This is a genomic window from Halogeometricum sp. S1BR25-6 (assembly GCF_031624495.1).
GTDB classification, from domain to species: Archaea; Halobacteriota; Halobacteria; order Halobacteriales; family Haloferacaceae; genus Halogeometricum; species Halogeometricum salsisoli.
Genome location: NZ_JAMQOP010000001.1, coordinates 679565 through 703732 on the forward strand (window position 1 = coordinate 679565; position 24168 = coordinate 703732).

Below are 24168 nucleotides of genomic sequence, written 5' to 3' on the forward strand. Positions count from 1 at the left end.
CGCGGCGCCCCCGGGCGCGCGACGTTCGTACCACGTGGGACATCTCCTGCTCGTTTTTGTGCGCTTCTCGTTATTATCCGTCGCACTCTCGAACGGATGGGTTCGTTTCCGCTCGCCCCTCCGGAATCCAACGCAGAACTAAATCCCGCGGGGGCGAACCGTCGGGCGATGACCTACCAAGTCGTCGCCAGCGACTACCACACGGTTCGCCCGGACGTCCTGCGCGAGACGCTCGACGGCGTTGCCGACGTGACGCTCGTCGAACTCGGGTCGACGGAGCGTCTCGTCGACGCCTGTCGGGAGGCCGACGCGGACGCCCTCATCACCGACATCGCCACGCCCGTCACCAGCGAGGCACTCGACGAACTCGACCTGTCGGTCGTCGCCCGCGCCGCCGTCGGCTTCGACAACGTCGACGTGGTCGCCGCCGAGGAACGCGGCGTCGTCGTCACGAACGTCCCCGGCTACTGCACCGACGAGGTGGCGACGCACACCGTCGCGCTCCTGTTGTCGGCGGTCCGCGCCGTTCCCGAGGTGAACGACCGAATCGTCGCGGGCGAGTGGCCGACCGCCGACTCGGTCGCCCACGAGGTCCACCGCCTCTCCGGGCGGACGGTCGGCTTCGTCTCCTTCGGCGCTATCGCCCGCCGGACCGCCGAGATGGTCTCCGGGTTCGGCCTCGACGCGGTAGCCTACGACCCCTACCTCGACCCCGAGGACCTCGACGACGACTCCGACGTGGACCTCGTCGACTTCGAGACGCTCTTGGAGCGCTCTCACTACGTCGTCGTCAACGCCCCCGCGACCGACGAGACGCGTGGGATGTTCGACGCCGAGACGTTCGAGCGGATGCGCGAGGACGCCGTCCTCGTGAACACCGGCCGCGGGGCCGTCGTCGACGAGGATGCTCTGCTCGATGCGCTCGACGCCGACGAGATAGACTGCGCCGCCCTCGACATGTTCGAGTCGGAACCCCTTCCTCCCGAATCGCCGCTCCGCGACCGCGCGGACCTCGTCGTCACCTCGCACACGGCGTGGTACTCCGAGGAGGCCAGCGCCGAGGTGAACGAGACGGCCGCCGCGGACGTGCGCCGCGTGCTGACGGGGGAGACGCCGGCGCACGCCGTCGACCCCGACTGGAAGTGACTCAATCGCGGACGTACGTGTCCCGCACCGTCGTCGCCAGCATCCCGTCGCGGTCGAAGACGATGTAGACGGCGAGGAACGGTTCGTCCACCGGTCGCAGCACGAACACCTCGCGGGCCTGCTCGGACTCCGGCGGCACCTCCACCTCTCCCTCGCCGACGTCGACGCGGCGAACCAGCGGTTCCAGCGGCGTGACGCCGTCGCGGAACTCCTCGAAGAGGTCGCGCGCGCCGGACTGCTTGGCGAAGACGTACAGCGCGCCGTTCGGGTCGCCGTCGGTGTTGCGGGTGACGCGGCCGTTCATCCCCTCGTTCTCCGCCTCCGCGACCATCCACGCCTGCTTGGCCGCCTCGAACATCCCGGTGACGCCGTCGGCGAAGGTGAACGTCGTCTCGGCGACGACGGAGACGTCCGCGAACCGCGGGTCGCCGTCGCGCCACGTCAGATCGGCGTCGACGACGTTGCCCGCGGCGAGCGAGTCGACCGCCGCGGCGAGTTCGCCCTCGTAACCCGTCGCGTCGACGTATGTCGGGTCGTAGGACTCCTCGGGCGGCGCGGCGTCCGAGTCCGCCTTCGAGTCCGAGGCGTCCTCGGACAGTTCCACGAGGAGGAGTTCGTCGGGGTCGCGGGGGCGTCCGAGGACACGGTAGCGACCCTCGGTTGTCAGATCCATGCCACCGCTTCCGGCCCAATCGAGAAAAGGCGGGCGGTTTCGGCGCCGACCGGCGCTCAGTCCTCAGTCGTCGCCCAGCGACTCGACGGCGCCCTTGAGGCCCGCCGTCGTCTCCTCGGACTGCTTCGTGATGCGCCATCCGGTCACGCCCATGACGATGAGGATGGCCGGCGAGAGGAAGCCGAGGAAGTAGTACGGCGCGTACTGGAGCGTCGGCACGCCGAGCACCGTCGCCATGTAGACACCGCCGGCGTTCCACGGAACGAGCGCGCTTGTCGTCGTCCCCGCCGCCTCGACCGCTCTGGAGAGGTTTCTGCTCTCTAAGTCGAACTCGTCGTAGAGGCCCCGGAGGCTCATGCCGGGGACGACGATGCTCATGTACTGCTCGGCGGCGAGGACGTTCATCCCGAACGCCGAGAGCGCCGTGCCGGCGGTCAGACCGCCGACGCTGCGGATGGACTGCCCGAGGCGGTGGGCGACGACGGCGAGGACGCCCGTCCGTTCGAGGATGCCGCCCAAGGAGAGGGCGGCGACGACGACGGTGATGGTCCACGCGGACCCGACCAGTCCGCCGGACGAGAGCAGGCCGTTCACGAGTTCGACCCCCGTGTCGGCCGTCGTGCCCGACTGCGCGACTTCCATCGCGGCGACGACGCCCTCGACGGATCGCGGTCCCTGCACGAGAATCTGCGTCGCCACGCCCGCGAACACGCCCGAGGTGATGGCGGGCAGGGCGGGATAGCCGCGGATGGCCAGCGCGAACGTCAGCGCGAGGGGGGCGAACGTCAGCGGCGAGACGACGTACGCCCCCGAGATGGCGGACTGAATCTCGGCGATGCGGCCCGGCGGGATGGTTCCGGTCGCCGCGAAGCCGAGGTAGGTGTACAGAGCGAGCGAAATCAGCATCGCGATACCCGTGCCGACGCGCATCGTCCGCACGTGCGTCATCAGGTCGGTGTTCGTCACGGCTGCCGCGAGGTTCGTCGTGTCCGACAACGGCGACACCTTGTCGCCGGTGTACGCGCCGGTCAGAACGGCGCCGGCGGTCATCGGTTCGGGGACGCCGAGGCCCGCGCCGATGCCGATGAACGCGACGCCGAGGGTGCCGGCCGTCGTCCACGACGACCCGATGGCGAACGCGACGACGGCGGCGAGCAGCGTCGCCACCGGCAGGAACACCCGCGGGGTCAGGAGTTCGAGTCCGTAGTAGATGAGCGAGGGAATCGTCCCCGCGCCCGTCCACGTCGAGATGAGCATGTAGATGACGAAGATGATGAGTATCGCCTGCATGCCCATCCGAAGGCCGTCGACGATGCCCTCGTACATCGACTCCCAGGAGACGCCGTACCAGTACCGACCCACGAGGCCGGTGAAGGCGATACCGAACAGGAGCGGTATCTGGGGGTCGAGGTCCAAGGCGATGGCGCCGACGCTGAGGAAGACGAGCATCCCGACAATCGGGACGAGCGCCTGCCCGACGGAGGGGCGCACCTCCGCCGGGATGTCCTCGTACGTCAGCGGTTCGAACGATAGTGTCGCCATTACGACGCCGGATATGCCGCTACAGCATTTGTAGCCGTCGTCTCTATGCGCTATAGATATTCCTTCCCGCGGTGCTCGGTCACACGGAAGCGAGCCACCCACGGCGCGGACTACCGCGGTGCCCGTCGCCCCCTTACTCCACTCGCTCCGCGGCGAGTCGGAGTAGCCCGTCGAGTATCTCCGGCGTCGTCGGGTGGTACGCCCGGTCGGGCACCTCGCGCACGTCCATCCCGCGTTCGACGACCACCTGCATCGTCTTCGCCATCACGTCGGCGTGGAGATGGAGGCCCTGGTAGCCGAGGACGGTGCCGTCCGTCCCGACGACGAGCGTCGCCCGCCCCCGAGGGGCCAGCTTCGTCTTGAACACGCCGTCGCGGGCCGCTTCGCGGCGGACGGCGACGTGGTCGAGGCCCGCCTCCTCGGCCGACGCCTCGGAGTGGCCGACCCGCGCGTACGGGTAGACGGCCGCCCCCGAGAAGACGACGTGGTGGTGGACGTTCTCGTAGGACTCGGGCGACTCGCCCCGTTCGGCGGCGAGGATATTGTCGGCCGCCACCTGCCCCTGCTCTTTCGCCACGTGCAGTATCGGCTCCTTTCCGTTCGCGTCGCCGACGACGGACACCCGGTCGTTCCCCCGCGCCCGCATCGTGTCCGCGACCCACCCCTCCTCGCCGGGGTCGATGCCCGCCATCTCCAGTCCGAGGCCGTCCAGCGCGGGGCGGCGGCCGGTGAAGAGGAACAGCGACTCGGCGTCGAGTGCGTCCGGTCCGTCCGGCCCGTCGACGTGCACGCGGACCCCGTCGTGGGTCTTCTCGACCCGCTCTTCGGTCGTCTCCGTGCGAATCTCGACGCCGAACTCCTCGCGGTACAGCGAGAGTACGTCGTCGCCGAAGGCGGGGTCGGCCTCGTCCAACGGTCGCTCGTCGTGTTCGACGACGGTGAGGTCCACGCCCGCCTCCGCGAGGTAGGGGACGAGTTCGAGACCGACGTAGCCGAACCCCATCACGACGCCGGAGTCCGGCAGGTCGGTCGCGTCCAACACGTCGGCGCTGGTGAGATAGTCGACCGAGTCGAGGCCGGACACGTCGGGCACGTTCGTCGTCGACCCGGTGGCGACGACGACGTGGTCGGCCTCGATTTCGTCCTCGCCCACGCGGAGCGTCCGGTCGCCGACGAATCGGGCCGTCTCGTGGCGGAACTCGACGCCGTCGCGACTCGCCATCTCGCGGACCGCTTCGCGGCGGTGCGCCGCGAAGTTCGAGACGTGCTCGTTCTTCGTCCGTACGACCGCGTCGAGGTCTATCTCCGGCGGGTCGCCGTCGAGGCGGTGGTCGTGGCGGGCCCGGTAGCGGTGCTCGGCGGCCGACAGGACCTCTTTGGAGGGCATACAGCCCCGGAGGATACAGAGGCCGCCGCCGGGTTCGCCGTCGTCGACGAGCGTCAGTCGGTCTATCTCGGAGCCGACGGCGTCGAGGAGTCCCTCGGCGGCGGCGACGCCCGCGCTTCCGTATGCGCCGACGATGACCACGTGCGTCATATCCGATAGGAGGACTGCGGGGGAATAGTCGTTCGGGGTTCGCGGAAGCCGACCGACCCGGGGTCGACGCTCCCCGCTCTCGCCGGGGACTACCGGCGCCGAACCGCGACCAGCGCGGCGCCCGCGAGGGCGAGGAGCGCCGCCGTCGCGCCGAATCCGGGCATCGAAGACGCGGTTTCGGTTTCGGTCTCGTCTCCGCTTTCGGCGCTCGACGACGTCTCTTCGCCGTCCGCGGCCGTCGTCTCGGCGGCACCGGCGTCGTCCGTCGTTTCGGCCGTCGTCTCCGTCGACGCGTCCCCGGCCGACTGCACCGTCACGGTCCGCTCGGAGAAGTGATTGAGGGCGACGTACACGTCCGTCGACGCGTCGGCCTCAGCGTCCCCGTCGGCGACGGCGTACGCCGGTCGCTCGCCGTCGTTCGCGGCGGCCCGGAGTTCGCTCGCGGACTCGACCCGCGCGGCCGCCTCGCCGTCGACGGTCACTTCGAGCGAGTCGCTCGCGTTCGCCGCCGCGCCGGAGACGGAGGCGAGGACGACGGCGCCCTCTTCGACCGAGCGCTCGACGGCGAACGTCGCGCCCTCGGCGGACCGTTCGGCGACGGTCACCGTCGTGTTCCCGTCGTAGCGGACGACGCTCGCGGACTCCTCGCCCGCCTCGCCGGTGAGGTAGAGTTCCGCCGCCGCCGTGCCGTCGGCGATGAGTTCCTCCGCCTCGCGGTCGCTCTCGGTTCGTTTCTCGCCTTCGTTGTAGGCGCGGAGGACGATGCGTCCGTCCTCGCCGACGCGGGCGACGACGTCGCCGTCGTCGCTCGTCGTCACGGAGGCGTTACCGACGGCGACGAAGACGCCCGTCGCGTTCCCGCTCTCGACGACGACGCGCGAGTCGCCCTCCGCGGACGCCGTCGCGCCGTCGCTGACGTTCGTGCGGAGCACCTGCGACCCGTCGTCGCTGGCGACGACGAGGTTCCCGTTCGGCGTGTCGTGGACGCGGAGCGTCGCGCCGCTCTCGGCGGTCACCGTCGCCGCCGCCTCGGCGTTCGCGGACGTGGAGAGGGAGACGGCCGACCCGGAGACGTCCGCCGCCGTCGACAGCGAGGCGCCGACGTCGGTGCCGAGGCCGTTCTCGGTCGACCCGCCCGAGTCTCCGGACCCGGCGGATTCGACGCGGAGCGAGTCGAACACCGTCGCCCCGCCGACCGTGTAGTTGGCGACGGCGTCCGCCCGCGCGTCGAACGCGACGTGCGCTCCGGCGTACGCGTCGTTCTGTTCCTGCGTCGCGGCCGCCGCCCCCGACGCGGGGACGACGGCGGCGACGACGAGCATCGCTGCGAACACTGCGACTGCGCGTTTCATTACACTACGTACTAGCGAACTTCACCGTAGAGTACCTTTTGGTATAGCGTACTTTCACCTGTAGCTACTAAAACAACGCTCGAAAACGACCGTTAGAAGCCGTTACCTCGAGATGCCGCCCGCGTCCTCCTCGACGACGGCGTCGACTTCCGCGGCGGTGACGACGGCCAGGTCGCCGTCGACGGTCCGCTTCAGCGACGCCGCCGCCGCACCGTAGGCCAGCGATTCGGACACGCCGCCGCCGTCGAGTCGCTTGGCGAGGAACCCGCCGACGAACGCGTCGCCGGTGCCGATGGCGTCGAACGTCTCCGACTCGTAGACGCCCTGTTCGTGCAGTTCGCCGTCGTGGTACGCGAGCGACCCCTCGTCGCTCAGCGTCACGACCACCGTGTCGAGGTCGTACTCTTCGGCCAACTCGCGGGCGACGTCCGCCGGGTCGCCGTCGCGGCCGAGACAGGCGGCGATGTCGCGTTCGGCTCCGACCAGCACGTCGACGTTCGGGAGCAGCGACCGGTACGTCTCGCCGGCCTCCTCGGGCGTCCACAGCTTCGACCGGTAGTTCAGGTCGAACGCCGTTCTCGTGTCGGCGGCCGTCGCCGTCTCCAACAGCGACGCCGTCGTCTCCGCCAGCGTTGCGGAGAGCGCGGGCGTGATTCCGCTGGTGTAGAACAGGTCGGCGTTCTGCACCGCGCTCCCCGGCAGGTCGTCGGGCGTCGCCGTCGTCACGGCGGCGTCCGAGCGGTCGTAGATGACGTTCGTTCCGCGCGGCGACCCCCCGTGTTCGACGTAGTACGTCCCCATCCGGGTCGCCTCGGGGTCCGCCCACGCGACGCCCGTGCGCACGCCGTGGCTCCGCAGTTCCGAGACGACGCGCCGACCCAACGGCGAGTCCGGCAGCTTCGAGAGCCAGACGGCGTCGGCGCCCAGTCGAGACGCCGTGACGGCGACGTTGCTCTCCGCGCCGCCCGGATGCACGTCCAGCGTTCGCGTCCGTTCCAACCGCTCGCCGCGGGGCGGCGAGAGGCGTAGCATCGTCTCCCCGAAGGTCACGATGTCGGTCATAGCTCCTGCTTCAGCGACCCGGCACATAAGTCCGGTCGGTCCGCCGTCGACGGTGAGGTGGGGCGGGGGGAGACCCTTACTCCGCCCGTCGCCCGCCGTGGCCCGGGTAGTCCCGCTCGAACCGGTCGGCCAGTTCGTCGCCGCTCAGTTCGATGAGGACCGGCCGGCCGTGCGGGCAGGCGTAGGGGTTCTCGCAGTCGTCCAGCGTCGAGAGCAGGTCCACGACGGACCCCTCGGTCAGCGAGGTGTTGCCCGTCACCGACGGGTAGCACGCGAGGTCCGCGAGCAGTTCGTCCGCGACGGCGTCCACCGTCTCCCGGCCGCCCGACTCGCCCTCGCTCACGAACGCGGTCAGCGCGTCCCGCAGGAGTTCGGGTCGGAGCGCCTCCGCGAACACGGCCGGGACGCTCCGCACCTCGACGGTCCGCTCGTCGGTTCGCTCGGCGCGGAATCCGGTCTCCGAGAGCGCCTCGCGGTACTCCTCGAACAGCGCCGCCTCCCGCGCGGTGAGTTCCACCCCCACCGGGTCCGCCAGCGCCTGCGTCGCCACGTCGCCGGCGAGTTCCTCCTGCAGGCGCTCGTAGTTCACCCGCTCGTCGGCCGCGTGCTGGTCGACGAGCACCATCCCGTCGGCCGTCTCCGCGACGACGTAGGTGTCGTGTAGTTGGCCGAGCACGCGCATCGGTGGCAGCGAGTCGAACTCGGGTTCCAGCGTCGCCGCCTCGCCCGACAGGTCGCGCTGGACCGTCGGCGCACCGAGACGGCGCGAGCGGTCGCTCCCGTCTCGGGCGTCTTCGGTACCCGTCGCGTCTCCGCTTTCCGCGTCGGTCGACGCGCCGTCCAGCGATGACTGCGTCGCCTTGGCCGCCGTCGGAGACGGGTCGTCTCCGGACGACGGCGGCGATTCGCTCGTCGTCCGGGGCGTCGCCGAGTCGTCTTCGACGGACGCGCTCGGCGTCTCCGGCGCACGCTCGGGCCGTGAGCGGGTCCGCCCGGCCGAGACCGACCACGCCTCGTCGTCGGTCACGTCTGTCTCTCCGTCCGCTTCTCCCTCCCCGTTCGGACGGTCGCTCCCGGCGAGTTCGCCCGGGCCGGTCTCGCTCCCGTCGTCTCGGCTGGTCGTCTCCGACTCGCCCGACCGGGCGCCCGACGACGGGGGTTGCGGGCTGTGCCCCTTCCCTCCGCGGGCCTCCGTCTCCGGCGCCTCCGGTACGGGTTCCACCTCGTCGGGCGCGGAGCGACCCCGCGGCGCCGACGAACGGACGAGTCCCTCCGCTAAGAGCGCGGACTCGACGGCGGATTCGACGGCGGATTTCACCCCGGACTCGTGGTCCCACCTGACCTCCATCTTGCGGGGGTGGACGTTCACGTCCACCGTCTCCCGCGGCACGTCGACGAACAGGACGGCGAACGGGTACCGGTCGCTCGCGAGTTGGCCGCCGTAGGCGTCCAGGACGGCCTCCCGGAGGAGTCGGTCCGTGACGTACCGCCCGTTGACGAACGTCGAGAGGTAGTCGCGTCCGCTCCGGGTCGTCTCGGGGTGGCTGACGAGACCCGTCACGGATTCGACGGGGCCGGCGTCGGGTTCGGCGTCGACGCGGACCATCGACTCGGCCACCTCCCGCCCGTACACCGACAGCACCGTCGACTCCAGACTGCCGCGGCCCTCGGTGGCGAACACCTCGCGGTCGTCGTGTTCCAGAGACAGCGCCACGTCCGGGTTGGCGAGGGCGTACTGCGTCGCAACGGTGTTGACGTGGTCGAACTCCGTCGCCGTCGTCTTCAGGAACTTCCGGCGCGCCGGCGTGTTGTAGAAGAGGTCCTCGACTTCGACGACGGTGCCCGCCGGACACCCGGCGGGGCGCAGGTCGGTCACCTCGCCGCCCTCGACGCGGAGTTCGGTCCCCGCTCCGTCGCCGCCGCGGGGTTTCGACCGGAGCGTGAGTCGGGAGACGGCGCCGATGGTGTGCAGCGCCTCCCCCCGGAACCCGAGCGTCCCGACGCCGGCTTCGAGGTCGGAGACGTCCGAAATCTTGCTCGTGGTGTGCTCCTCGACCGCCATCTTGACGTCGTCGCGGTCCATCCCGACGCCGTCGTCGCGGACGCGGACGCCCTCGGTGCCGCCGGCGTCGACGGCGATAGAGATGCGATTCGCGTCGGCGTCGAGGCTGTTCTCGACGAGTTCCTTGACGACCGAGGCGGGTCGCTCGACCACCTCCCCGGCGGCGATTTGGCGGACGGTCCGGTCGTCGAGGGCGCGTATCGCCGGGCGGCCCTCGCCCCCGTCGCTCACTCGTCGTGCACCTCCAGGGCGTTGCTCACGGCGTCGCCCTGCGGACCGCTCAGTCGGCGCTCGGCCTTCCGCGGCGAGAGCCACTCGTACCCGGCGTGTTCGTGACTCAGCGATACCGCCCGTTCGGCGACGATACCGTGGTAGTAGACGCCGAAGCGCCCGTTGTCGTCGTCGTTCCGCCACGCGGTCGCGTGGACCGGTTGTCCGAGGTCCACGTTCAGGCCCGTCTCCTCCGCTATCTCTCGCTTGACGCCTTCCTCCGCATCCTCGCTGGCGCCGAGGCGGCCGCCCGGCAGCTCCCATCCGTCGTCGGTCGTCCGCTGAACGACGAGAACGTCGCCGTTCGGAGCGAACAGCACTCCTCGAAGACTCACCGTCGCCTGGAGTGGTCTCTCAGTCATTGTAACACAGTCGGCGTTGCCGCCCTTGTAGTTTCGCCATGATATCAGGCGGTGAGGGTGTCCCGTCGTCTCTGTGGCCCGGTTCGTCACCGAGTCCTCCGAGCGTCCGAGTTCGGTGAGAACGTATTCTCGACGGAGCATATATCGATGCGCTATCTACTATATAGCGCGTCCGCTATCCTCATCGCGCGGTCGTGGGGACTCCCATTCGACACCGACGCGGAGGGAACGGCGGCGCCGGCGGCGGCTACCGCTCCCCGTCCAACCGCTCCTGCCACTCCTGCACGCGTTGCATCAGTTTCAGCGGCGACGTGTCGTTGACGTCCGTCTCGCGCAGTTCCGAGAGGACGGCGTCGAGTTCGGGGTCGGCGGGCGCTTCGGGCGCTCCGCTCCCCTCGTTCGGCGCGCCGCCCGCCTCGCCGTTCGCCGCCCCGAGCGACTGGCGGGTTGCGGCCGTCTCGCCGTTCGTGCCGCCGCGCCCGCTTCCCCCGTCTCCATCTCTTCCTCCGCCTTTGCCTCCGCTTTCGCCGAACTGACCCGAAGAGAGGTCGAACACCGCCTGCACGGGTTCGTCCGTCCCGCCCCCCTTCGCCTCGACGGCCTTCTCCGCGCGGAGTTTCGCCAGCACCTCGTCGGCACGCGAGACGACGGGGCCGGGAACGCCCGCGAGGTTCGCGACGTGGATGCCGTAGGAGCGGTCGGTCGGTCCGTCCTCGACGGTCCGGAGGAAGGTCACGTCGCCGTCTCGTTCCTCCGCCGCGACGTGGACGTTCGCCACGCGGTCGAGGTGGTCGGCCAGCGACGTGAGTTCGTGGTAGTGCGTCGCGAACAGCGTCTTCGCCCGCACCTCGTTGTGGAGATACTCCGTGGCGGCCCACGCGATGGAGATGCCGTCGTACGTCGCCGTCCCGCGGCCGACTTCGTCCAGAATCACCAGCGAGTCCTCCGTCGCCGAGTGGAGGATGTTCGATAGCTCTTGCATCTCCACCATGAACGTCGAGCGCCCCTGCGCGAGTTCGTCCAAGGCGCCGACGCGGGTGTAGATTCCGTCGACGACGCCGATTTCGGCCGACCGCGCGGGGACGAAGCTCCCCACCTGCGCCAGGAGGACGATGAGCGCCGCCTGCCGCATGTACGTCGACTTCCCGCTCATGTTCGGCCCGGTAACGATGAGGAAGCCGCGCTCGTCGTCCATCGAGAGGTCGTTCGGCACGAACTCCGTCGTGCGCTCCACGACGGGGTGACGGCCGGCGTCGATGCGGAGCGGTCCCGACTCGGTCAGCGTCGGGCGCACCCAGTCGTTGCCGGCGGCGTGCGTCGCTAGCGACGCCAGCACGTCTATCTCGGCCAGGGCGCGCCCCACGTCCTGCAGGAGTTCGGCCGCCTCGGCGACGCGTTCGCGCAGGTCGCAGAAGAGTTCGTACTCCAACTCGCCGCGTGACTCCTCAAGCCGCAGGATGTCGCGCTCTCTGTCCTCCAACTCCTCGGTGACGAACCGTTTCGAGTTCTTCAGCGTCTTTATCTCGCGGTAGTGTTCGGGCACCTCGTCGGCGACGGATTTGCCCACCTGGATGTAGTAGCCGTCCGTCTTGTTCCGGTCGACGGTGACGTGCGAGAGGTCGTACTCGCGCTTCTCCCGGTCGGCCAGCGTGTCGATCCAGCGTTCGGCCTCCTCGTGGCTGTCGATGAGTTCGTCGAGTTCGTCGTCGTAGCCCCTTTTAAATAAACCGCCCTGCCGCACCGTCTTCGGCGGGTCCTCGGCGAGGGCGTCGGCGAGTTCTTCGCGCAGGGCCGCCGCCGCCTCCCGGTCCGGTCGGGCCACCACGTCCGCGAGGGGCGAGTCCGCCAGCGGCCCGTCCTCTATCGCCTCGGTGACGGCGGGGAGGACGGCGAGGGTATCGCGCACCGACAGCAGGTCGGTCGCGCCCGCGCTTCCGGAGGCGGCGCGCGCGGCGAGGCGTTCGAGGTCGTACGCGCCGTCCAACTCGTCGCGCACGCGTTCGCGGGCGAGAGCCTCCCGCGCCAGCGCCGAGACGGCGTCCAGACGGCGTTCGAGTTCACCTCGCTCGCGGTGCGGGCGGGTGACCCACTCGCGGAGGAGGCGGCCGCCCGGACTCGTCACCGTGTGGTCGATGGCGTCCACGAGCGACCCCTCCGTCCCGCCGTGCATCGTCTCCGTCAGTTCGAGGTTTCGCTGGGTCGTCGCGTCGAGTTCGAGGTGGTCGCGCGTCTCGTACGTCCGCAGGCGGGTCATCGACCGGCGGACGCCCGTGCCCGTCTCCTCGACGTACCGGAGGAGGGCGCCCGCGGCGCGGACGGCCAACTCCGAGTCGAGGCCGACGCTCTCCAGCGTCTCGCGGCCGAACTGCTCGCGGACGACGTGTCTCGCCCGGCCGGGCGCGAAGGCGTCCGCCTCGAACAGCGACAGCGAGGCGTCCGTCTCCTCGCGGAGGCGGCGCAGGAACTCGTCGTCGCTCCTGACACCGGGGCCGGGGAGAATCTCCACGGGCGCGAAGCGGTAGAGTTCGGAGTGGGCCGCGTCGGCGTCGGCCGTCTCGGTGACGAAGAACTGCCCCGTCGTCACGTCGGCGAATGCGAGACCCACCCGGTCGCCCCTTTCATCGGCGACGACGGCGGCGATGTAGCGCGCCTCGGCGTCGGACGTCTCCAACAGCGTCCCCGGCGTGACGACGCGCGTCACCTCGCGGTAGTGGCCGCCGTCGTCGCCGTCGAACTGGTCGGCCACGGCCACCCGATAGCCGCGTTCGACGAGCACCTTCAGGTACGGGACGAGGTCGTCCACCGGCACGCCGGCCATCGGGTACGACGACCCGTGCGAGGACTTCTCCGACACCTTCAGGTCCAACTCCTCGGCCACCAACTCCGCGTCGTCGGCGAAAAACTCGTAAAAATCGCCGCACTGCATCGTCAGGATGTCCGCGCTCGTGTCGGACTTCAAAGAGAGAAACTCCTCGACGATTCCCTGCGAGGTCATACCTCCCCTCCGCGTCGCGGCCGATAAAACGCTGTGGTCTGTCGGACCGGGGGCCTCCTCGCGGGCGAACGTTCAAATCCGATGACGAGGTCACGCCCGCCGTGACCTGAGAGTCGCCGCGGACGGGCGTGCGGAGCGCGGCACATCCGTTCGCGGACGCGCCGGTGCCGCCGTGTTCGCCCTTCTGCGCATCCTCGCCGACCGAGCGTCCGCGCGGCCGAAATCGTCTCCCGCCGGAACGTCCTTGCGCTCTCCGGTCGCCGCCCGAGACCGTGTTGTCTGTTATCATCTATGAAAATCAGCTAGGAAGAATTATCAACTATCTGTTTAAATTGGAGACGATGTCGAATTCGTTGCTCACCCGACTCTCGGACGCGCTCTCGGTGGGCGGCGGTGACCCCCGCTCCGACGGCGGAACCGGTACCGACGCCTCGGGGACCGTCACCGGCGTCGCACGCTCGCTGACCAGCACCCAACTGCTCGAAGGAATCGGCGCCCCGACGTTCGTGCTCGACGCCGAGGGAACCGTCGTCGCCTGGAACCGGCAGTTAGCGGCGCTCACCGCGGTTCCCGCGTCGGACGCGCTCGGCTCCCGGCACGCCAGCGAGGCGTTCTACCCCGACGGTCGACGGGCGAAGACGTTGGCGGATAAAGTGCTCGAAGCGCCGACCGACGCCGACGAGGTGTTCGACGTACCGGCTACGGGCGACGGCGGGTTCGAAGACCGGAGCACGATGGTCACCGGCGACGGCGTCGAACGGCACATCCGGTTCGTCGCCCGCCCCGTTTTCGAGCGGAGCGAACTCGTCGCGGTGGTGGAGACTATCTACGACCGCACCGACGTCGTCGCCCGCGAACGGGCGTCGATGCGCCTCGTCGAGGAACTGCTCGCCACCGTCGGCGCCCTCGCGGACGGCGACCTGTCGGCGCGCATCGAGTTCGAGGGCGACGGGCACCTCCCCGAGACGACGCTCTGCGTCGTTCCGGAGTTCAACGCGATGGCGGAGCGCTTCGAACGACTGGCCGACGAGGTGGACGAGACGGCGGTCCGCCTCGGCGAGGCCATCGAACGCGCCGCGAACGCGGCGACGCGTATCGACGACAACGTCGCCGACCAGGCGGACCTGCTCGACAGCGGCGCCGGCGAGATGGAGGACCTCTCGGCCACCATGGAGGAGATAGCCGCCACCTCGGACGAGGTCGCCGCCTCGGCCGCGCAGGCACAGACGGCCGCCGAGGACGCCCGCGGCGCCGGCGAGTCCGTTCGCGCGGCGACCGACAGCGTCGTCGAAATCTCCGCGGACCTCCTGGATACGGTCGCCGAACTCCAAGAGCGGATGGAGGCCATCGAAGCGGTCGTCGAGGTCATCGCCGAGGTGGCCGACCGGACGAACCTCCTCGCGTTGAACGCCAACATCGAGGCGGCGCGGGCGGGCGAGGCGGGGTCGGGGTTCGCCGTCGTCGCCGACGAGGTGAAGCAACTCGCCAACCAGACCCACGAGCACACGGAGGACATCGCGCGGAGCATCGCCGAGATACGCGAGCAGGCCGACGAAACCGTCGACGCCTCCGCGCAGTCCCACGAGCAGATTCAGGTCGCCTCGGGGGAGATATCCGACGTGTTGATCGCGCTCGACGAGATAGCCGAGGCGACCGGAACGGGCGCCGACGGCATCGCCGAAGTCGCCCGCGCGACGGACGGACAGGCGGAGAACATCGAGGAGGTGACGACGACCATCCAGAGCGCCCAGTCGCACGCGTTCGACGCCCGCGACGCGTCGAGCGAGATAACGGACGCCACGGCCGACCAGACGGTGGCGCTCGGCGAACTCACCGACCGGGTCGCGCGCCTCTGCGGGGGCGACGTGTCGGCCTCGTTCGACGCCGAGGCGTTCGGCGCCGAAACGTTCGATGCGGACGCCCCCGGCCCCGGCGCTCGGTCGGACCTCGAAGCGCCTGCGCGGTCCGAGGCGACCCGACCGACCGGCGGCGACTGACGGCGGCGGAGAGGCGAAGCCGACGGGTCGAGCGCTCTTCTCCCGGCCTACTCGACCGACACCGCGCAGGCGTCGGTGTACTCGACGCCGTCGAGGGAGTCGATGGGGTCCTCGCCGCAGACCGGACAGTCGGGATTGCGGCGATAAGGCACCGTCTCGAACGTCATCTCCATCGCGTCGTAGAACAGGAGGCGGCCCGCGAGCGGTTCTCCTTCTCCCAAGACGAGTTTCACCGCCTCGGTCGCTTGGATACAGCCGAGGGTGCCGGGGAGGACGCCGAGCACGCCCGTCGTCGCGCAGTCGGGGACGGTGCCGGGTTCGGGCGCCTCGGGGAACAGGCAGCGATAACACGGCCCGTCGGGAACCAGCGTCGTCGCCTGCCCCTCGAAGCGGTAGATTGCGCCGTGGGCCACGGGGATGTCGCGAATCCGGCAGAAGTCGTTGACGAGAAACCGAGTCGGGAAGTTGTCCGAGGCGTCGACCACGACGTCGTAGTCGCCGAGGATGCCGACGTTCTCCTTACGCAGGCGCGCCTCGTACGTGTCGACGTCCACGTCGGGATTGAGGCCGCGGACGTAGTCGGCGGCGCTGTCGACCTTCGGCCGTCCTACGTCGCCGTCGCCGTGCACCACCTGTCGCTGGAGGTTGCTCCGTTCGACGGCGTCGTCGTCGACGAGTCCGAGGTGGCCGACGCCCGCCGCGGCGAGGTACTCGATGGCGGGCGACCCGAGGCCGCCGGCGCCGACGACAAGTACCGAGGCGTCAAGCAGTCGCTCCTGTCCCGGCGGCCCCACCTCGTCCATGATGATGTGTCTGGAGTACCGGTCCAGTTGGGTGGCGTCGAGAGAGAGGCTCATACCGGACGTTGGTCGCTGGCGCGAATAAACCCGCGCCCGCCGGAAAGATGGTCGGGTTGGTGGCGGGGTTCGGCGGGGAGACGGGGGCGTCTTCGCCGCCGTCCCTCACGACGAATCGTGACGAGTAGTCGGAACCGAAGAGCGTTTGCCGCGCGCGACGAAGCCCCGCCACATGGTGACGGAAACGACGCCGGAGACGCTCGTGGCGAAACTCGAAGACGACGACGCGGACACCACCGTCGTGGACATCCGCGACCCGTCCTCGTACACCGCCGAACACATCGAGGGCTCGGTGAACCTTCCGGCCGACCGTCTTTCCTTGGCGAGCGTCGACTCCGAGTGGAGCGACGACATCGTCGTCGCTTGCTACATCGGACAGAGTTCCCGTCGGGTCGCATCGATGCTCGACTCCCACCTTGACGCCGACGTGACCAGCCTCCGCGGCGGCTTCGACGCCTGGGACGGTCCCGTCGCGTCCGGACACGACGCCTGACGTTCGGACGCCGGACTCACCGCTTTCTCTGTCACGCTGCTCGAACCCGGACCGGCGAGCGCGCCGCTTTCGCAGTCGACGCCTCGAAAGAAAATAGATGGTTCGTCGCCGGCGTTCCGGCCGTCTCGGGTCGACCGAGGGTTACTTGCCGCGGCGACGGCCGCTACCGATGCTGGGGCGCGTGTGCTCGGCGCCCTTGCCGCGGGCGTTGAGACCGCGGTTGGACGTGCCGGCGTTCGTCAGACCGCGGAAGGCGCGGCCCTTGTGGTCGTCGCTGCAGATCCAGTTGAGTTCGTCGTCGTTCTGGATGGCCGGGTGCTCGGGGTCGACCATGATCACCTCGTGCCACTTCTGGGAGCCGTCCTCACCGACCCAGTAGGAGTTGAGCACGCGCAGGTTCGGATGCTTGCGCGAGGCTCGCTCCTCGGCGATGCGCTGGATGCTCTTGCGGCGACCGATGCGGTTGACGCCCTGCCGCTTCGAGCGTCGTCCGGCCTTGTGGCGCTGCTTGCGCGCGCCGCCCTTGCGGACGGAGACGCGGGCCACGATGATGCCCTGCTTGGCCTTGTAGCCGAGTTCGCGCGCCTTGTCGAGGCGCGTCGGGCGGTCGACGCGGACGATGGCGCCCTGGTCGCGCCACTCCTGCTTTCGCTGCCACTGCAGTTCGGCGAGTTTGCCGTCGCCGGGGTTCTTCCACGCGTCTTTGATGTGGGAATAGAAGCTTCGTGCCATAGTTTCACCACGGGCGCTTGCGATTCGGAGGCGCTCTACGTCGACCGCACTCCACATGTCGTCCCGAGTGCTCGGGTGCCCGCTGGCGTCCCGTCCGACCAGCGAGTTGTCGACTCTACCGTCGGTTCGCCTTTAACGACTTCGAATCGGCCGACGCCGTGCCGCGGCGTGACAGTGTCGGGCGTGGGTCAGACGTCGAACGGCGGCGGTCCGAGCAGTTCGACGTCCGACTCCGCCACGAACGCGTCGAGGCGGGCCAGTTCGTCGTCGTCCGGGCCGTCGGCGGGCACCGTCGCCTCCGCGACGCGCGTCCCTACCTCGCGGAACATTGTCTCTCCCGGCGAGACGAACAGCAGCACCCGAGTGCCGTCGGCCGCGATGCGGAAGGCGTGAGGGACGTTTCGAGGGGCGAAGACGGTGTCGCCCGGACCCGCCGACAGCAGGTCGCCGTCCGCGAACAGTTCCACCGCGCCGTCGAGGACGTACCAGCACTCGTCCGTCGACCGGTGGACGTGCAGCGGCGTCACCACCCGATTCTCGTCGCCCCGGCGCTCGACCACCTCGAACGCCCCACCCGTCTCCTCGCTCGTCGCCTTCCGTAGCGCCAACGCGCCCAGCGCGTGGTACGCCTCCCCCTCGTCCCGTCGCCGGACGAACGGCCGCGGCCCGTCTCCGTCTTCCGTGCGTGTCACTCTCTCGCAGTACGCGTTCGAACGATAAAGACCGGTCGGTACCGCGCGCTCGTTCGAGGACGGACGAACGCCGAACGCGCGCACACGGGATGGAACACTCTCTCGGCGGGGAGTACGGCAGTATAAGTGACCGTGCTCTGCATGTACCCGCATGGACGACGCGGCCCTCGTGGACCTACTCGAGCGGTTCGGCTTCTCCGACAAGGAGATAGATACCTACCTCACCGTCCTCGAACTCGGCGAGGCGAAGGCGAGCACCATCGCGGACGAGGCGGACGTCTCGAAGCGCTACGTCTACAGCATCGCCGAGAAACTCGAAGACCGCGGGTTCGTCGAGGTGAACGACCACGCCGTGCCGACGACCATCCGCGCCCGTCCTCCGGCCGACGTCGTCGACTCGCTGTCGTCTGACTTGGACGACATGGGACCGGCCCTCGAAGCGCGCTTCTCCCGCGCGGCCCCGCGGTCGGAGCGGTTCGAGGTGGTGAAGTCGCGGGTGACCGTCATCAAGCGCGTCTCCGAACTCGTCGCCCGCGGGGAGACGGAGGTGACGCTCGGACTGCCGTACTCGCTGGTCGAGGAGGTGGCCGACGAACTCCGCGCGGCGGTCGACCGCGGCGTCCTCGTCTTACTCATCGTCACGGGCGTCGGTCCGACCGACGAACTCGACCTCTCGGGGCTGGCCTCGGTCGCCCGGGCCTGGGAGGCGCCGATGCCGACGATGCTCACCGTCGACCAGAGCGCCGGCCTCGTCGCGCCGACGGAGATGGTCACGCGGTCGAACACCGGCGCGCAGGCCATCGTCTTTGCGCAGGAGCAACTCGGTCCGGTACTCGTCGGGTCCTTCCTCGGCAACTACTGGCCGATGGCCGCCGAGACGTACACCTGCGACCCCGACACCCTGCCGGCGACGTACGACGACTTCCGACACGCGGCGCTGCAGGCGACCATGCAGGTCCGGGCGGGCCGCGAGGTGGCGGCCCGCGCCGTCGGCCGGTCGACCCACGTCGAGGACGGCCGGACCGAACTGGCGGGCGTCGTCGTCGACATCCGACAGGGCCTCCTCGAACCGTCGAACAACTCCTTTCCCGTGGAGAACGCGCTCATCGTCGAGACCGAAGACGGAACGTTCAGCGTCGGCGGAAGCGGGGCGTTCATCGAGGACTTCGAGGCCGAGACGGTCGAACTCCGGGTCGTCGAGTAACTCCTTCGAGCGACCGCCATCTCATCGGCGTCCTCGCCGGACAGGCCGGCGACATCGACCGGTCCGATACTCCCGAAGTCGCCGAACGCCGAGGGCGTGATGGGCGTCGGGAGTCGAGCCATGTTCGACCGGATGCTCGACGCCGTGAACGCGACCGGAATGGAACCGGTCGTCGACCGGGTCTTCGACTTCGAGGACGCCCGCGAGGCCTACCGGTACGTCGACCGCGGCGAGCATCGGGGAAAAGTCGCCGTCGGTATCGACTGAGCGGCCGCGCCGACCGCAGTGCCGCCGCGTGCGACCCATCTAGGGTCGGGGGTTCCGCCGACGACGCGGCGGACTCCGAGCCGCGAGACCGCACTCTCACCGACCGCACTGCCCGGTCAGTGCACCCCTGAGCGAGGGGACGTTGTACTAACAGCCATAGTTTTTTTCATAGATGAACCTGATTATTAGAGTGCATCTTTGAAACGGCGCGGGAGACGGCGCCGTCGGTGCCACCGACTCGGACGACTGCGGGAGATTCGGACACCGGACGGAGATACAACAGTGACCAGGACACGACGCGCCTTTCTGAAGCGCGGTGGTGCGGCCGCCGGAATCGCTGCGACGGCCGGTTGCACGAGCGTGCTCGGTATCGAGGCGACGAACACGGTGAAGGTGAGTTCGATGCGCTTCACCGAGGACATCATCCTCGGCTACATGGCGCTGGAATCGCTGCGCGAGAACACCGACCTCACCGCTCTGGACGAGACGGGACTCGGCGGCGTCACCATGAACTTCCGCGCCGTCAAGAACGGCGAGGTGACGCTGTACTGGCTGTACTCGGGCGGCGCGTGGGCGACGATACCCCCGAAACACGACCGCGTCATCCCCGACGCCGAGGAACTGTATCAGGCGGTGAAACAGGAGTTCGAGCGCGTGTACGACCTCCAGTATCTGAACCGGGCGCCGTTCAACAACACGTACGTCCTCATCGCGGACCCCGCGTGGGTCGAGCGAACGGGCGTGCAGACGATGAGCGACTTCGCGCGCTACGTCAGCGAGGGCAACACCGACTTCACGGTCGTGATGGGTCCCGAGTTCCAACAGCGAGCGGACGGCTGGCCGGGACTGGCGAAACACTACGGCTTCGAGAAGATGCGCGGGAACCTGAACGTCCGCAACGTCGGGTCGTCGCTCACCTACCAGATCGTCGGCGAGGGCGGCGCCGAGGTCGGCATGGGGTTCAGCACGAACCCGAAAATCCGACAGTACGGGCTGAAGACGCTCGAAGACGACGAGCGGTTCTTCCCCATCTACAACCCCGCGCCGCTGGTGAACGGCGAGGCGCTGGAGGCGATGCCGGAGATGCGCGAACCGCTGAACGCCATCGGGCCGACGCTCGACACCGAGACCATCATGCGGCTCAACGGACTCGTCTCGTTACAGGGACGGGACCCACAGACCGTCGCGCGCGAGTATCTCCAATCGGAGGGGCTGATCTGAGATGAGCGCCCTCTCGTTCCTCGGCGAACTCCTCTCGTTCGCCGCGGAGAACGCCGGTCGACTCGCTCGACTGTCGTACGAGCACGTCGCCATCACCCTCTGGACGCTCGCTATCGCGCTCCCGGTCGCCGTCTCGCTCGGCACGCTCATCAGCTACTACGAGCGGGCCGCGACGGTCGTCCTCTGGGTCGCGGGGGTGCTGATGACGATTCCCGCCATCGCCTTCTTCGGCGTCCTCGTCCCGGTCCTCGGTATCGGCAACCCGCCGACCATCGCCGCGTTGGTCGCCTACGCGCAGTTGCCGGTCATCCGGAACACCTACATCGGGCTCACCCGGGCCGACGACGCGGCCATCGAGGCCGGAACGGGCCTCGGGATGAGCCGGCTCGAACGCCTCCGACGCGTCCGACTCCCGGTGGCGCTACCTGTGGTGATGGCCGGAATCAGAAACGCGGTCGTCATCCTCGTCGGCCTCGCCGCCATCGGCGCGTTCATCGGGGCCGGCGGCCTCGGCGACTTCATCTTCTACGGCATCAGCGCCGGCGACACGGCGATGATCGTCGTCACCACGGTCGTCCTCTCGGTGCTCGCGCTCGCGTTCGACTACGCGTTCGGGGTGCTAGAGCAGTGGCTCCGACTCCGCAACGGCGAAGAAGTCGACGAAGCGCTCGTAACTCGGTCACTCACTGCGGTTCACGCACGACTCACATGATCAGATTCGACGACGTCCACAAGCGGTACAGCGACGGAACCCACGCGGTCCGCGGGCTCGACTTCGAGGTCGAGGAGGGGACGACGACCGTCCTCGTCGGCCCCTCCGGGTGCGGGAAGACGACGACGATGAAGCTCGTCAACCGCCTGGAGGAGCCGACCGACGGCACCGTCTACTACGACGGCACGGACGTGAGCGAACTCGAAGCGACCGAGCTTCGCCGACAGATCGGCTACGTCATCCAGGACATCGGGCTGTTCGACCACATGACCGTCGGAGAGAACGTCGCCACCGTGCCCGAACTGAAGGGTTGGGACGAGGAACGAACCGACGAGCGGGTGGACGAACTGCTCGACCTGATGGGGCTCCCGCCCGCGGAGTACCGGGACCGACACCCCTCGGAGCTCTCGGGCGGCCAACAGCAGCGCGTCGGCGTCGCCCGGGCGCTCGCGGCCGGCCCCGACGTCATGCTGATGGACGAGCCGTTCGGCGCGCTCGACCCGATCACCCGCGAGGAACTGCAGGACGAGTTCATCGACATCCAGCGGGAGATAGAGACGACCATCATCTTCGTCACCCACGACATCAACGAGGCGCTGAAGATGGGCGACCGGATCGCCATCCTGCGGGAGGGCCAACTCGTCCAGTACGACACGCCGACGGCGCTGCTGAACGAACCGAAGACGAAGTTCGTCGAGGAGTTCGTCGGCCCCGACCGGACGCTCAAACGGCTCCGCGTGCTCCGCGTCGAGGAGGTCATGCAGCCCGAGGTGCCCGACGAGCACGCCGACGTCGTCGACGCGTTCCGCGGGGACGACGCCGTGATGGCCGACGGCGGCGAAATCGTGCCGGTGTCGCCCACCGATAGCGCCCAGGTCGCGCTCTCGCGGTGCATCCAGGCCGACGTCGAGGCGCTGCCCGTCGTCGAGGACGCGTCGGTCGTCGGCGTCGTCACCGAGTCGGCCATCCGTCAGTCGGAGGGCACATGACGGGACTCTTCGGGCTGCTCGCGGAGACGTGGGCCTACCTCCTCGCGAACTCCGACCGCTTTCTCGAACTGTTCCGCGAGCACCTTCTGCTGGTGTTCGTCTCCGAGGCGCTCGCGGTGGCTGTCGCGATTCCGCTCGGGATACTCGCGACGCGGAACGACCGGGCGAAGGGCGTCGTCGAGACCGTCGGCAACGTCGCCCAGACCATCCCCACGCTCGCCATCATCGCGCTCATGTTCCCGCTGTTAGGGCTGGGCTTTCTGCCCGCGCTGGTCGGGCTGTTCGTCTACGCGCTGCTGCCGGTGCTGACGAACACTATCGTCGGCCTCGAAGACGTCGACGACGGCACCGTGGAGGCGGCCCGCGGGATGGGGATGTCGGAGTGGACGGTGCTGCGGAAGATTCGGCTGCCGCTCGCGCTGCCCGTCATCTTCGCCGGCATCCGCACCAGCACGGTGCTCAACGTCGGCACCGCCTACCTGGCGTTCTTCATCGGCGGCGGCGGACTCGGCGTCTGGGTCATCGGCGGGATTCAGCTGTTCAACACCCCTCAGCTCCTCGCCGGAGCCGTCAGCGGCGCGCTGCTCGCCGTCAGCCTCGACGGCCTCCTCGCGCTGGCGGAACGACGGCTCGGCGACGAGGCGAGCGCCGGCCGGGCCGCGGCGAGCTAACCGGTCGACTTCGACTCGCAGTCGACGGCGGGAACACCCGTCCGGCCGAGTCCTCTTCTCTCTCCGACTCGACGAAGACGAAGAGCAGTGCGCTTCGGCCGCGTGATTCGGCCGTCATTACGGCAGAACGCCATACGGCTGAACCGCGACGAAGCCGTCCGGTCCCGAGAGCCAGCGGACGCGAGCGAACTTCTTCGACTCGGGCACGACGGTCACCGCCGAGCGTTCGGTAGTAGCCGAAGTGGCGAAGCGGCGAACCCGGCGAAACCGGATTTCGTATCGCAGTATCTGGTTTACGTCGGCGTTCCTGCTGAACGGGCAGAAACTCGGAACCCAGCAGTAGAACGGTGAGAACAGCCGATACGGAAGATGACACGAACAGGCCGGCGAGAGACGGCCTCACTCGGCGAACGCGCGAAGCGTCTCGAACTCGTTCGCGGCCACCGCGTCGCACAGCGCCGGGGAGTCCACCTCGTCGGGCATCGCGGCGGGGTACTTGCGGCGGAAGTAGTCGAGGAGGTTCTTCACGTCGCGTTCGAGCAGTTCGCGCGCGTTGTCGTGTTCGGTGGCGACCGCCTGCGGCCAGTCGAAGACCGTCACTCCCTCCTCGCCGACGGCGACGTTGTACTCGCTCATGTCGGCGTGGACGTACCCCGCCTCGTAGGCGCCGGCGACTTCGTCGACCACGAGGTCGAGGACGCCGACCACCTGCTCGGACTCCAGTTTCGCCCGGTCGAGTTCGATACCCGCGAGTTTGTCCATCACGATGGCGTGGCGGTTCTGATCGATAGGCCGCGGCACCGCGACGTCCGGATAAAGGTCTTCGAGCACCTCGTACTCCCGTTCGGCGGCCTTTCGAGCGGTGTAGAGCCACGAGACGTGCTGGTTCTCGGAGGTGTACTCGCGTTCGCGCATCACCTCGCGGAAGTTCGTGTACCCCTCACGGTGGAACTTCAGCGCCAACGGTTTGTACGACTGCACCTCGAACACGTCGCTCTCCTTGCCCACGCCGAGGGGGGCGCCGACGCCCTGTATGGTGTCGCGTTTCGAGAACGTTCGGAGCGCGAGAGCGTCGTAGCCCTCGACGGCGAGTTTGTACCCCTCGTACTGGATGGTCTTGCGTTCGACCAGGTCGCGGCGCATGCAGCGGTTCAGTCGGTACTCCACGTTCTCGGCCGTCAGACCCGAGAGTTCGGGGAGTTTGCCGCGGTTCACCCACTCGCCGAAGCGCATCCCCTGTTCGACGCCCGACAGGAGATAGAAGTCCTCGGCTTCGAGTTCCGCCATCACACCCGCGACGTTCCGCACCATACCCGACCGACGCCCGCGATG

The 24168-nt window shown here is 69.0% G+C and carries 21 protein-coding genes; 9 read left to right on the top strand and 12 right to left on the bottom strand.

The features are described 5' to 3' along the window. The first annotated feature begins 168 nt into the window (after nt 1-168). A complete protein-coding gene (locus tag NDI76_RS03590) occupies nt 169-1146 on the top strand; it encodes a C-terminal binding protein (RefSeq protein WP_310922644.1) in 978 nt (325 codons plus the stop codon). Between the two features lies 1 nt (nt 1147). Here the strand turns inward: NDI76_RS03590 and NDI76_RS03595 are convergent, their stop codons facing one another. From NDI76_RS03595 to mutS, 8 genes are all read right to left on the bottom strand, one after another. Next, a complete protein-coding gene (locus tag NDI76_RS03595; protein WP_310922645.1) occupies nt 1148-1819 on the bottom strand; it encodes a DUF6663 family protein in 672 nt (223 codons plus the stop codon). Between the two features lie 63 nt (nt 1820-1882). Continuing rightward, on the bottom strand, nt 1883-3361 hold the full coding sequence (gene arcD / locus NDI76_RS03600) for an arginine/ornithine antiporter ArcD (RefSeq protein ID WP_310922646.1): 1479 nt from the start codon (nt 3359-3361) through the stop codon (nt 1883-1885). Between the two features lie 133 nt (nt 3362-3494). Beyond that, a complete protein-coding gene (locus NDI76_RS03605; protein ID WP_310922647.1) occupies nt 3495-4898 on the bottom strand; it encodes a dihydrolipoyl dehydrogenase family protein in 1404 nt (467 codons plus the stop codon). Between the two features lie 89 nt (nt 4899-4987). Further along, nucleotides 4988-6250: a PGF-CTERM sorting domain-containing protein gene (locus NDI76_RS03610; RefSeq protein ID WP_310922648.1), complete on the bottom strand. Its 1263-nt coding sequence runs from the start codon at nt 6248-6250 to the stop codon at nt 4988-4990. Between the two features lie 102 nt (nt 6251-6352). Next, nucleotides 6353-7312, bottom strand: a complete 960-nt coding sequence (kdgK1, locus tag NDI76_RS03615) for a bifunctional 2-dehydro-3-deoxygluconokinase/2-dehydro-3-deoxygalactonokinase (protein ID WP_310922649.1) — start codon at nt 7310-7312, stop codon at nt 6353-6355. Nucleotides 7313-7388: 76 nt separating this feature from the next. Beyond that, a complete protein-coding gene (gene mutL / locus NDI76_RS03620) occupies nt 7389-9605 on the bottom strand; it encodes a DNA mismatch repair endonuclease MutL (protein ID WP_310922650.1) in 2217 nt (738 codons plus the stop codon). Further along, nucleotides 9602-10006, bottom strand: a complete 405-nt coding sequence (locus tag NDI76_RS03625) for an NUDIX hydrolase (RefSeq protein ID WP_310922651.1) — start codon at nt 10004-10006, stop codon at nt 9602-9604. Before NDI76_RS03625 ends, mutL begins: the two co-directional genes overlap by 4 nt. A gap of 247 nt (nt 10007-10253) precedes the next feature. After that, nucleotides 10254-13001, bottom strand: coding sequence for a DNA mismatch repair protein MutS (gene mutS / locus NDI76_RS03630; RefSeq protein ID WP_310922652.1), 2748 nt, complete (start codon nt 12999-13001; stop codon nt 10254-10256). Between the two features lie 341 nt (nt 13002-13342). Here mutS and NDI76_RS03635 point away from each other — a divergent pair, with 341 nt between their 5' ends. Further along, the gene (locus tag NDI76_RS03635; protein ID WP_310922653.1) at nt 13343-14998 is read left to right on the top strand and encodes a methyl-accepting chemotaxis protein; all 1656 of its coding nucleotides are present in this window, start codon (nt 13343-13345) and stop codon (nt 14996-14998) included. Between the two features lie 47 nt (nt 14999-15045). On the opposite strand, the gene ubaA is transcribed toward NDI76_RS03635, so the two are convergent. After that, the gene (gene ubaA / locus NDI76_RS03640; RefSeq protein WP_310922654.1) at nt 15046-15855 is read right to left on the bottom strand and encodes an SAMP-activating enzyme E1; all 810 of its coding nucleotides are present in this window, start codon (nt 15853-15855) and stop codon (nt 15046-15048) included. Between the two features lie 172 nt (nt 15856-16027). Between ubaA and NDI76_RS03645 the strand changes: the two genes are divergently transcribed. Then, entirely contained in the window at nt 16028-16348 is a 321-nt protein-coding gene (locus tag NDI76_RS03645; RefSeq protein ID WP_310922655.1) for a rhodanese-like domain-containing protein, read from the top strand. Nucleotides 16349-16489: 141 nt separating this feature from the next. On the opposite strand, the gene NDI76_RS03650 is transcribed toward NDI76_RS03645, so the two are convergent. After that, the gene (locus NDI76_RS03650; protein ID WP_310922656.1) at nt 16490-17080 is read right to left on the bottom strand and encodes a 50S ribosomal protein L15e; all 591 of its coding nucleotides are present in this window, start codon (nt 17078-17080) and stop codon (nt 16490-16492) included. A gap of 188 nt (nt 17081-17268) precedes the next feature. Further along, nucleotides 17269-17772, bottom strand: a complete 504-nt coding sequence (locus tag NDI76_RS03655) for a quercetin 2,3-dioxygenase (protein WP_310922657.1) — start codon at nt 17770-17772, stop codon at nt 17269-17271. A 151-nt stretch (nt 17773-17923) separates the two neighbouring features. Between NDI76_RS03655 and NDI76_RS03660 the strand changes: the two genes are divergently transcribed. From NDI76_RS03660 to NDI76_RS03685, 6 genes are all read left to right on the top strand, one after another. After that, entirely contained in the window at nt 17924-18976 is a 1053-nt protein-coding gene (locus tag NDI76_RS03660) for a TrmB family transcriptional regulator (protein ID WP_310922658.1), read from the top strand. Nucleotides 18977-19075: 99 nt separating this feature from the next. Beyond that, the gene (locus NDI76_RS03665) at nt 19076-19243 is read left to right on the top strand and encodes a zinc-binding dehydrogenase (protein WP_310922659.1); all 168 of its coding nucleotides are present in this window, start codon (nt 19076-19078) and stop codon (nt 19241-19243) included. A 282-nt stretch (nt 19244-19525) separates the two neighbouring features. Beyond that, nucleotides 19526-20464, top strand: a complete 939-nt coding sequence (locus tag NDI76_RS03670; RefSeq protein WP_310922660.1) for a glycine betaine ABC transporter substrate-binding protein — start codon at nt 19526-19528, stop codon at nt 20462-20464. Nucleotide 20465: 1 nt separating this feature from the next. Further along, nucleotides 20466-21176 (top strand): ABC transporter permease, encoded by a 711-nt coding sequence (locus tag NDI76_RS03675; protein ID WP_310922661.1) that lies wholly within the window; start codon nt 20466-20468, stop codon nt 21174-21176. After that, nucleotides 21173-22165, top strand: a complete 993-nt coding sequence (locus NDI76_RS03680) for an ABC transporter ATP-binding protein (RefSeq protein ID WP_310922662.1) — start codon at nt 21173-21175, stop codon at nt 22163-22165. The genes NDI76_RS03675 and NDI76_RS03680 overlap by 4 nt, the downstream gene beginning before the upstream one ends. Beyond that, the gene (locus NDI76_RS03685; RefSeq protein ID WP_310922663.1) at nt 22162-22836 is read left to right on the top strand and encodes an ABC transporter permease; all 675 of its coding nucleotides are present in this window, start codon (nt 22162-22164) and stop codon (nt 22834-22836) included. The genes NDI76_RS03680 and NDI76_RS03685 overlap by 4 nt, the downstream gene beginning before the upstream one ends. Nucleotides 22837-23235: 399 nt before the next feature. Here the strand turns inward: NDI76_RS03685 and NDI76_RS03690 are convergent, their stop codons facing one another. After that, a complete protein-coding gene (locus NDI76_RS03690; protein WP_310922664.1) occupies nt 23236-24147 on the bottom strand; it encodes a serine/threonine-protein kinase RIO2 in 912 nt (303 codons plus the stop codon). Between the last annotated feature and the right edge of the window lie 21 nt (nt 24148-24168).

Bases quoted from the DNA above. Each gene is read 5' to 3' on its own strand.
- NDI76_RS03590 (WP_310922644.1), top strand. From the start codon at position 169: ATGACCTACCAAGTCGTCGCCAGCGACTACCACACGGTTCGCCCGGAC.
- NDI76_RS03595 (WP_310922645.1), bottom strand. From the start codon at position 1,819: ATGGATCTGACAACCGAGGGTCGCTACCGTGTCCTCGGACGCCCCCGC.
- arcD (WP_310922646.1), bottom strand. From the start codon at position 3,361: ATGGCGACACTATCGTTCGAACCGCTGACGTACGAGGACATCCCGGCG.
- NDI76_RS03605 (WP_310922647.1), bottom strand. From the start codon at position 4,898: ATGACGCACGTGGTCATCGTCGGCGCATACGGAAGCGCGGGCGTCGCC.
- NDI76_RS03610 (WP_310922648.1), bottom strand. From the start codon at position 6,250: ATGAAACGCGCAGTCGCAGTGTTCGCAGCGATGCTCGTCGTCGCCGCC.
- kdgK1 (WP_310922649.1), bottom strand. From the start codon at position 7,312: ATGACCGACATCGTGACCTTCGGGGAGACGATGCTACGCCTCTCGCCG.
- NDI76_RS03625 (WP_310922651.1), bottom strand. From the start codon at position 10,006: ATGACTGAGAGACCACTCCAGGCGACGGTGAGTCTTCGAGGAGTGCTG.
- mutS (WP_310922652.1), bottom strand. From the start codon at position 13,001: ATGACCTCGCAGGGAATCGTCGAGGAGTTTCTCTCTTTGAAGTCCGAC.
- NDI76_RS03635 (WP_310922653.1), top strand. From the start codon at position 13,343: ATGTCGAATTCGTTGCTCACCCGACTCTCGGACGCGCTCTCGGTGGGC.
- ubaA (WP_310922654.1), bottom strand. From the start codon at position 15,855: ATGAGCCTCTCTCTCGACGCCACCCAACTGGACCGGTACTCCAGACAC.
- NDI76_RS03645 (WP_310922655.1), top strand. From the start codon at position 16,028: ATGGTGACGGAAACGACGCCGGAGACGCTCGTGGCGAAACTCGAAGAC.
- NDI76_RS03650 (WP_310922656.1), bottom strand. From the start codon at position 17,080: ATGGCACGAAGCTTCTATTCCCACATCAAAGACGCGTGGAAGAACCCC.
- NDI76_RS03660 (WP_310922658.1), top strand. From the start codon at position 17,924: ATGGACGACGCGGCCCTCGTGGACCTACTCGAGCGGTTCGGCTTCTCC.
- NDI76_RS03665 (WP_310922659.1), top strand. From the start codon at position 19,076: ATGGGCGTCGGGAGTCGAGCCATGTTCGACCGGATGCTCGACGCCGTG.
- NDI76_RS03675 (WP_310922661.1), top strand. From the start codon at position 20,466: ATGAGCGCCCTCTCGTTCCTCGGCGAACTCCTCTCGTTCGCCGCGGAG.
- NDI76_RS03680 (WP_310922662.1), top strand. From the start codon at position 21,173: ATGATCAGATTCGACGACGTCCACAAGCGGTACAGCGACGGAACCCAC.
- NDI76_RS03685 (WP_310922663.1), top strand. From the start codon at position 22,162: ATGACGGGACTCTTCGGGCTGCTCGCGGAGACGTGGGCCTACCTCCTC.
- NDI76_RS03690 (WP_310922664.1), bottom strand. From the start codon at position 24,147: ATGGTGCGGAACGTCGCGGGTGTGATGGCGGAACTCGAAGCCGAGGAC.